Origin of the sequence: Flavobacterium bizetiae, from assembly GCF_024271895.1 — a bacterium.
GTDB lineage: Bacteria > Bacteroidota > Bacteroidia > Flavobacteriales > Flavobacteriaceae > Flavobacterium > Flavobacterium bizetiae.
This window is the reverse complement of sequence record NZ_CP091861.1, coordinates 1921404-1930207: the sequence shown is the minus strand read 5'-3', so window position 1 is coordinate 1930207 and position 8804 is coordinate 1921404. Positions and strand designations below refer to the sequence as shown.

At 33.8% G+C, this 8804-nt stretch carries 7 protein-coding genes; all 7 read right to left on the bottom strand.

Features of this window, described 5'->3' with window-relative positions:
* Positions 1 to 226 precede the first annotated feature (226 nt).
* Positions 227 to 1153: a tRNA epoxyqueuosine(34) reductase QueG gene (gene queG, locus L0669_RS08530; RefSeq protein WP_263762760.1), complete on the bottom strand. Its 927-nt coding sequence runs from the start codon at positions 1151 to 1153 to the stop codon at positions 227 to 229.
* Complete coding sequence (locus tag L0669_RS08525; protein WP_263762757.1) at positions 1150 to 2496, bottom strand: cytochrome P450; 1347 nt, start codon at positions 2494 to 2496, stop codon at positions 1150 to 1152. The genes queG and L0669_RS08525 overlap by 4 nt, the downstream gene beginning before the upstream one ends.
* Positions 2497 to 2507: 11 nt before the next feature.
* Entirely contained in the window at positions 2508 to 3530 is a 1023-nt protein-coding gene (ruvB, locus tag L0669_RS08520; RefSeq protein ID WP_041516368.1) for a Holliday junction branch migration DNA helicase RuvB, read from the bottom strand.
* Positions 3531 to 3791: 261 nt separating this feature from the next.
* Positions 3792 to 5594, bottom strand: coding sequence for a cytochrome c oxidase subunit I (locus L0669_RS08515; RefSeq protein WP_065448000.1), 1803 nt, complete (start codon positions 5592 to 5594; stop codon positions 3792 to 3794).
* Between the two features lie 31 nt (positions 5595 to 5625).
* Complete coding sequence (locus tag L0669_RS08510; RefSeq protein WP_173969175.1) at positions 5626 to 6810, bottom strand: cytochrome c oxidase subunit II; 1185 nt, start codon at positions 6808 to 6810, stop codon at positions 5626 to 5628.
* Positions 6811 to 6829: 19 nt separating this feature from the next.
* Positions 6830 to 8224: a quinol:cytochrome C oxidoreductase gene (locus L0669_RS08505; RefSeq protein WP_263762755.1), complete on the bottom strand. Its 1395-nt coding sequence runs from the start codon at positions 8222 to 8224 to the stop codon at positions 6830 to 6832.
* A 27-nt stretch (positions 8225 to 8251) separates the two neighbouring features.
* Positions 8252 to 8797, bottom strand: coding sequence for a c-type cytochrome (locus L0669_RS08500; RefSeq protein WP_065448004.1), 546 nt, complete (start codon positions 8795 to 8797; stop codon positions 8252 to 8254).
* Between the last annotated feature and the right edge of the window lie 7 nt (positions 8798 to 8804).

Sequence of the window (8804 nt, the reverse complement as noted above, 5' to 3'; positions counted from 1 at the left end):
CACAGATAAACGTTGAATTACACTTTTAGTCGACAAAAATTAACCTTGAATCGCAGAAAACTTAACTATTCGATAATAAAAGAGGAGAAATTTCTTAATTTTTTGACGTATTATCGGTTTTTAAAGAAATTCAAGATAAAAACATAAAAATCTTACAAATTAAAAAGAAAAAGAAATGAAAAAATAGTGTTTAAAAGAAAGAAAAAAGCATTCTTACACTTTTAAATTACTCTAAAAATCTTACATTTCTTTTTAAACCTTCAAACTTGGTTCTTTTAATTGGGGAATTTTTAAAAACCACACGAAAAGTCTCTTCCGTGATCTCAATCCAGTCTTTTTTAGAAAAAGAAAGTAGTTCCGGATTTGGATTAAATAAGGGCTCTGAATGAGGTTTCGAGAACCGATTCCAGGGGCAAACATCCTGGCAAGTATCACAACCAAACATCCATTCATCAAATTTTCCTTTCATTTCATAAGGAATATTTTCTTTGAGTTCAATTGTATAATAAGAAATACATTTGCTTCCGTCAACAACATGAGGCGCAACAATTGCCTGAGTAGGACAAGCATCAATACAGGCTGTACAAGAACCACAATGGTCTGTAGTCGCATGATCATATTCCAGGTCTAAATCGAGAATAAGCTCTGCAATAAAATAAAAAGAACCTACTTTTTGAGTCAGCAGATTTCCGCTTTTACCAATCCATCCCAAACCGCTTTTTGCTGCCCATGCACGATCTAAAACAGGTGCCGAATCAACAAAAGCACGACCGGAAACATCTCCTATATTTTCCTGAATCGAGTGTAGAAATTCTTTTAGTTTCTCTTTAATTACAAAATGATAATCCTGACCATAAGCATATTTAGAAATTTTAAAACTGTCCTGACTTTGGGTTTCTTCGGGATAATAATTTAATAAAAGTGACACCACACTTTTGGCATCATCTACTAACAAGGTAGGATCTAAACGTTTGTCAAAATAATTCTCCATATACGCCATTTGGCCATGATGGTTGTTATTAAGCCATTTTTCAAGACGTGGCGCTTCCTCTTCCAGAAATCCAGCTTTAGATATACCGCAAGAAAGAAAACCGAGGCGTTTTGCTTCTGATTTTATAAATTCTGAATATGTTTCTTTTGCGTTAATGCTCATCTTTTCGAAAATGAAACTTCTACATCAACCGGTTTTAATGTAATTAAAGGATTAAACTGAACTGTATCAGTATTGGATTTAATCTCATATTTTTTTACAATTTGAGCAATGGTCAAACACATTTCATAAATAGCAAATCCTGCTCCTATGCACATTCTTGGTCCCGCACCAAACGGGTAAAAATATTGCATAGACATTTTTTTCTGCTCGCCAAGAAATCGTTCCGGAACAAATTCATCCGGATTTTCCCAATATTTAGGATTTCGATGTAATTCGTAGAAAGAAACCCCAATAAGAGTTTCCTTTTTTATATGAAAACCAGCAAGAGTATCATCTGTAACATTTTGTCTGTCTGTAATCCACGCTGGCGGATACAAACGCATAGATTCATTTAATACTGCATTAGTATAAGTCATTTTTTGAAGCTGCTCCACAATATTCTCAGTTTGAGATTCTATCTCTAAAATCTCATCCAAAACTTTTTGTTGTACATCGGGATTTCTTCCTAAAAGATGTAAAGTAAAAGTCAAAGCATTTGCCGTAGTTTCATGTCCTGCGATAAAGAGCACTTTGATTTCATCTACTAATTGCTTAACCGACATACCTTCTCCCGTATCTTCATATCGGGTTTCCAAAAGCATATTGAGCAAGTCATTAATTTCTTCTTTCGAAGTCATTCTTTGTTCAATAATTTCCTGAATAATGCTATTGTTTTCTTCAGCAAGTTCCAAATGTTTTTTTACTTGTCCGCTTAAAGAAAACCACCATGCTTTATGTGGAAGTCTAATTTCTTTGATTAAAAAATTCTGAACTTCTTCAATAATAAATTTAATTCGGTTTAGTTTTTCGTCAGAGATTGAAAGTTGAAACAATGACTTCGCCACGACATTAAACGCTAGCTGGCTCATTACAGGAAAAACATCAATAGATTCTCCCTCTACTAAATTATCTAATTCTGAAGTAATAGTCAAATTCATATTTTCGACCAACTGATTCATTTTTTGTTTATGAAATGCAGGTTGAATTAATCTTCTTTGTTTTAACCAAAAGTCACCATCAACAGTCAAAAGACCCTTTCCTAAATACTTAGAAAGGTATACGGATTGAAATTTAGATTTATGATAATTCTTTTGATTCTTTTGTAAAATATACTGGGCTATTTCATTATCTCTTGATAAGATTATATGTTTAGAAACTCCAATTTTGAGAGAAAAAGAGTCTCCAAATTGCTCAAAATATCTTTTATGAAAAGGAATCGGGTTTCTACGCACTTCTTCTGCATCCAGAAAGAATCTCACTATTGAAAGCCTGTTCGGGTAATTATATTTTCTATTTTCAGACATTTTGATTACAATTAAAACAATCCGCCCTGAATATTCGTATTTAGTTTTCCTAAGTGCTTGTATGCTTTATCCGTTACCTCACGTCCGCGTGGCGTACGCATAATAAAACCTTCCTGAATTAAAAATGGTTCATAAACTTCTTCGATCGTTTCACTGCTTTCAGAAACTGCAGTTGCCAAAGTTGAAAGTCCAACAGGTCCGCCTTTAAATTTATTGATGATAGTCAACAAGATTTTATTATCCATCTCATCCAGTCCATGCGCATCTACATTAAGTGCTCTTAATGCATAACGTGCAATTTCAAGATCGATGGTTCCGTTTCCTTTTATTTGTGCAAAATCTCGCACTCTACGTAATAATGCATTTGCTATACGAGGAGTTCCACGGCTTCTACCGGCTATTTCGATAGCAGCATCTAATGAAATTGGCATTTTAAGAATTGACGAACTTCTTTCTACAATAGTCGTTAAAAGTTCCGTAGTATAATATTGCAATCGCGATGAAATTCCGAAACGAGCACGCATTGGCGCCGTCAATAATCCTGAACGCGTTGTAGCCCCTATTAAAGTAAAAGGATTTAAGTTAATTTGAACCGTTCTGGCATTTGGTCCAGATTCGATCATAATATCAATTTTAAAATCCTCCATTGCCGAGTATAGATACTCTTCAACAATTGGGCTTAAACGATGAATTTCGTCAATGAATAAAACATCTCTTTCATCGAGATTAGTCAAAAGACCCGCTAAATCTCCAGGTTTGTCTAAAACAGGTCCTGAAGTAATTTTGATACCCACTTCAAGTTCATTGGCCAAAATATTAGCCAAAGTAGTTTTACCTAATCCGGGAGGTCCGTGAAAAAGTGTATGATCAAGTGCTTCGCCACGTTGATTGGCTGCAGCAACAAAAACTTTTAAATTCTCTAAAACTTGATCTTGTCCGGCAAAATCATCAAATGACAGCGGACGCAATCTTTTTTCAAGATCTAATTCTTCTGGATTGTACCCATTTGTTGTGGGATCTAGGTTTTCATTCATTTTACAAAGATAGACAAAGTAATCAGTTTGTAAAATAGATAAATTTTAAATAACAAGGAAACCAAAATTCCAATTTTAAAAATTCCAAATTCCAATAAAAATAATGTCCCTTTTTTTTTAATAATCAAATAAGAAACTTTTAATCACAATCTAATTTCAAACTTTAATAAGCTAGAATTTGAGATTTAAAAATTGGGATTTACTCTCAATATACCATAAACAAAAAAGACCATCTTTTCAGATGGTCTTTTTTAAATATTTTTAGTGGTGTAAAACTTCTTCACCTTCTTTCATCGGTACATTTTGAGGAACAAAATCTACATCGTGATTTGGGTTACTGTAGTCATATGGCCAACGGTATACATGAGGAATTTCTCCTGGCCAGTTACCGTGGATATGTTCTACTGGAGTTGTCCACTCTAATGTTGTCGATTTCCATGGATTTTGTACTGCTTTCTTACCGTAGAAAATACTACTAAAGAAGTTATACAAGAATACTAATTGGAACGCCCCCCCTACAAGAGCAAATGTTGTAATTAAAACATTCACATTTTGTAAATCATCAAATAATGGGAAGTTTGTATTTGTATAATAACGTCTTGGTAAACCAGCTAATCCAATAAAGTGCATTGGGAAGAAAACTCCATAAGCACAAACTGCTGTTACCCAAAAGTGAATATAACCTAAGTTTTTGTTTAACATTCTTCCGTACATTTTAGGGAACCAGTGGTAAATACCAGCAAACATTCCGTAAAGTGCAGAGATACCCATTACTAAGTGAAAGTGAGCAATTACGAAGTATGTATCGTGAACGTTAATATCTAAAGTACTATCTCCTAAAATGATTCCTGTTAAACCTCCAGTGATGAAAGTAGAAACCATTCCGATAGAGAATAACATTGCAGGGTTAAATTGTAGGTTACCTTTCCATAAAGTTGTAATCCAGTTGAACGCTTTTACAGCAGAAGGAATTGCAATCAATAAAGTAGTAAAGGTAAATACAGATCCTAAGAAAGGATTCATACCTGAAATAAACATGTGGTGACCCCAAACAATTGTAGATAAAAATGCAATTGCAAGAACTGACATGATCATTGCTCTGTATCCAAAAATTGGTTTACGAGAGTTCGTAGCCATAATTTCAGAAACAAGACCCATTGCTGGTAAGATTACGATATATACCTCAGGGTGTCCTAAGAACCAGAATAAGTGTTCAAACAATACCGGAGAACCTCCTTGGTAATGTAAAACCTCTCCTGCAATATAGATATCAGATAAGAAGAATGAAGTACCAAAACTTCTATCAAAAATCAATAATAAAGCAGCTGATAATAATACCGGGAACGAAATAACACCAATGATAGCTGTTACGAAAAATGTCCAGATTGTAAGCGGAAGCCTAGTCATAGACATTCCTTTTGTTCTTAAGTTGATAACAGTTACAATGTAGTTTAATGATCCCATTAATGAAGATGCAATAAAGATAGCCATCGAAACTAACCATAAAGTCATACCAGTTCCAGATCCAGGGATCGCTTGTGGTAAAGCACTTAATGGAGGGTAAATTGTCCAACCTGCAGAAGCTGGTCCAGCTTCAACAAATAAAGAAGATAACATGATTACAGCAGATAAGAAGAACAACCAGTATGAAATCATATTCATGAATCCAGAAGCCATATCTCTTGCTCCAATTTGAAGTGGAATAAGTAAGTTACTAAAAGTACCACTTAAACCAGCCGTTAGTACAAAGAATACCATGATGGTACCGTGAATTGTTACTAAAGCCAAATAAATATCATTTGCCATTACACCATCAGGTGCAAATTTATCTCCTAATAAAACATTAAAGATTTTAAAAGACTCTTCTGGCCATGCTAATTGCATTCTAAAAAGCAAGGACATTGCAATACCAATTATACCCATAATAATACCGGTAATTAAGTATTGCTTAGCAATCATTTTATGATCAATACTAAAGATATATTTAGTAATGAACGTTTCTTTATGATGATGTTCGTGCTCGTGATCGTGTCCGTGATCGTGACCGTGCGCTTCTGCTGACATATATGTGTACTTTAAATTTTCTTAATAAATATTATTTCATAGCAACTTTAGCTATAGCTGCTTTAACAGTATCAATTACCGCTTTTACAGTATCTTTAGCTGTACTATCTGTAGTCGCTTTTGCTCCTTCAGCTGGTGCTTTAGCAGCTGCTGCCGCTTTAATATCCTGAGCTAAAGTAGTTTTTTCGCTTAACCATTTTTTATAATCTTCCGGAGTATCAACAACCACTTTCATTTGCATGTTGTAGTGAGAAGCTCCACAAATTTTATTACATAATAATAAATAATCAAATGTATAAGGATCTAAAGCTGTACCTCCTTTTGCAACTAACTCAACGCTTTTTTCAGCTCTAAGTTTGTTGATATTTGCTACTTTCTCTACCATAAATGGTAACTCTCTGTATTCTGCAGTTGTATAAGTAGGAATAAAAGCAAATTCAGTAACCATTCCGGGAACACAGTTCATTTGCGCTCTAAAGTGAGGCATGTAAGCTGAGTGTAATACGTCTTGAGAACGCATTTTGAAATGTACTTTTTTACCTTTTGGAATATGCAATTCAGAAACTACAATATCATCAGCTGAGTTTTTATCAGACATATCAACACCTAAAGTATTAATACCTTCAATCAAACGAACGTTAGCTTTTCCTAAAACATTATCATTACCAGCATATCTCGCAGTCCATTTGAACTGTTGTGCGTATAATTCGATTTCAATTACGTCTTCATCTTTATCAACAAACATAATGTTGTTCCAAGCATACAATCCGTAAAGAATTAAACAAGCTAAAACTACAGACGGGATAATACTCCAAATTGCCTCTAATTTATTACTATCAGCAAAGAATAATGCTTTTTTATCTTTGTGTCCTCTGTTTTTAAAAGAAAACCAGTACAATAAACCTTGTGTAATAAATTGAACTACAAAAATTAAAACCCAAGTAATATTCATTAAGTTGTCTACCAAAAGTCCGTGCTCTGAAGCAGGAGTATGAAGTGCTAAATTACCCCATTTAAGTAAACCGTAGATCGTAAATATATATATGAAAGCTAAAAAGCCAAACATAACATATCCCTGAACATTATTATCATTATCTGATGCAACTTGAGAATCGTCCGAAGAAGATCCCACTTGAGTAAGATCAAATATCTTGGTCAATTGCCATAATGCAACTGCTAATAAAACTAAAACTATAATTACCAACAAACTTGTCATCTGTTTACTTCTTTAAATATTAATAATGAAAATGTTTACTTTCTTCAATGAAAGGATTTCTTTTTGCTAACAAAGGAGCTTTAGTTAATGCAGTGAACACTACAAAAATAAACAAACCTAAGAAGAAAAGTATAGATGCAATTTCAGAAACTCCAATAAACCATTTATCTCCAACTGTACCAGGCATAATCATATTAAAGAAATCTACGTAGTGACCTAGTAAGATAACAACACCAGCCATTACAATTACCCAGCTAAGACGTTTAAAGTCTGTGTTGATTAATATTAATAATGGGAACACGAAGTTCATAACTACAGCACCAAAGAATGGTAAGTTGTATAATTGAATTCTTGTTACGAAGTATGTTACCTCTTCAGGAATATTAGCATACCAGATTAACATGAATTGAGAGAACCATAAATAAGTCCAGAAAACACTAATACCAAACATAAATTTAGCTAAATCGTGAATGTGACTTGTATTTACATACTCTAAATATCCTTTAGATTTTAAGTAAACAGTTACTAATGCAATTGCAGTAATACCACATACGAAGAAAGATGCGAAAACATACCATCCAAATAAAGTACTGAACCAGTGTGGATCGATTGACATAATCCAATCCCAAGACATAATAGACTCAGATACGATAAAGAATACTAAGAAACCAGCAGTTAATTTGAAATTCTTTTTGTAGTACAGATCATCATTTGCTTCATCCTGAGCTAAACAATTTTTTCTTGCATAAAAATTATATAAATTCCATCCAATTAAAAATATAGCTGCTCTGATAATCCAGAAAGGAAAGTTTAAGTAACCTGCTTTTCCAGCGATAATTTTATCATAGTTTGGACTATTAGGATCAGTAACCCCTTCACCTAACCATACAAATAAGTGATTAAAGTGTAATCCGCAAAGAATTAAGATAATGAAGAAAATTATTGAACCTACAGGTAAATAAGCTGTGATCCCTTGCATAACTCTAAACAAAACCGGAGACCAACCTGCCTGAGCAACTTGTTGAATAGCATAAAATGCTAAAGTTCCCATAGAAAGTAGTAAGAAAAAAATACAAGCAACGTATAAAGCTGACCAAGGCTTATTTTGCAATTGGTGCAATACATGCGTTAAATGTTCTTTGTGTTCATCAGCAGCATTTACTGTTTCATGCTCGCCACCTTTGTGCGATTCATGCGAAGCTTCAGCAGCTTCGTGGTGTCCAGCTTCTTGATGAGAAGTTTCTGCTGTTGCTTCATGCGCAGCACCATGAGAACCATGTGCATCTGCAGCTAGAATTTTTTCAACTTCTTGAATATCTTTAGGAGCAGTTAAAAAACCATATCCAATTCCTAATACACCAAGTGCCATTAGGATGATAGAAAAAGTTTTTAATTTACTTGAAAATGTATACATATCTATTACGATCAGTTTGTTCAACAATTATAATTGGCTTTTTAGTTTTAGAACATAGTCAGCAACTAACCAACGTTCGTGGGCACTTAATTGATTTGCATGTGAACCCATTGCATTTAAACCATAAGTTTCAACGTGAAAGATACTTCCTTCAGTGATTTCTCTGTCTTTATAGCTAGGTACTCCAAGAAATTTTTCTCTTTCAACCAATTTACCTTTACCGTTTCCAGTTGCACCATGACAACTGATACAGTAAATTTCGAAAAGTTCTTTTCCTTTACCGGAATTTCTTTCGATAGAATCCAAAGGCGATTTTAAATTAGCTTTAGCCAATTCATAACCAGCAGTTGAATTTTCATATTCATAAGGCTCAAAACCTCTATTGATACTTCCTTCTGCAGGAAGTTGTCCTTCTTTTCCTCCTTTAAATATTTTTGCCTCTGAATATGGCTCATATGCCAAAGACTCATACATATTAGGGAAATACTGATAGTTTGGTGCCGAAGTATTGTGGCATGATGAAACTAAAATAGTTATACCAACTAAAAGTGTTATTTTATATATCCTTTTCATAGCTACA

What these genes read in the sequence shown, in the direction of transcription:
- queG (WP_263762760.1), bottom strand. Translation starts at nt 1,153, where the DNA reads ATGAGCATTAACGCAAAAGAAACATATTCAGAATTTATAAAATCAGAA.
- L0669_RS08525 (WP_263762757.1), bottom strand. Translation starts at nt 2,496, where the DNA reads ATGTCTGAAAATAGAAAATATAATTACCCGAACAGGCTTTCAATAGTG.
- ruvB (WP_041516368.1), bottom strand. Translation starts at nt 3,530, where the DNA reads ATGAATGAAAACCTAGATCCCACAACAAATGGGTACAATCCAGAAGAA.
- L0669_RS08515 (WP_065448000.1), bottom strand. Translation starts at nt 5,594, where the DNA reads ATGTCAGCAGAAGCGCACGGTCACGATCACGGACACGATCACGAGCAC.
- L0669_RS08510 (WP_173969175.1), bottom strand. Translation starts at nt 6,810, where the DNA reads ATGACAAGTTTGTTGGTAATTATAGTTTTAGTTTTATTAGCAGTTGCA.
- L0669_RS08505 (WP_263762755.1), bottom strand. Translation starts at nt 8,224, where the DNA reads ATGTATACATTTTCAAGTAAATTAAAAACTTTTTCTATCATCCTAATG.
- L0669_RS08500 (WP_065448004.1), bottom strand. Translation starts at nt 8,797, where the DNA reads ATGAAAAGGATATATAAAATAACACTTTTAGTTGGTATAACTATTTTA.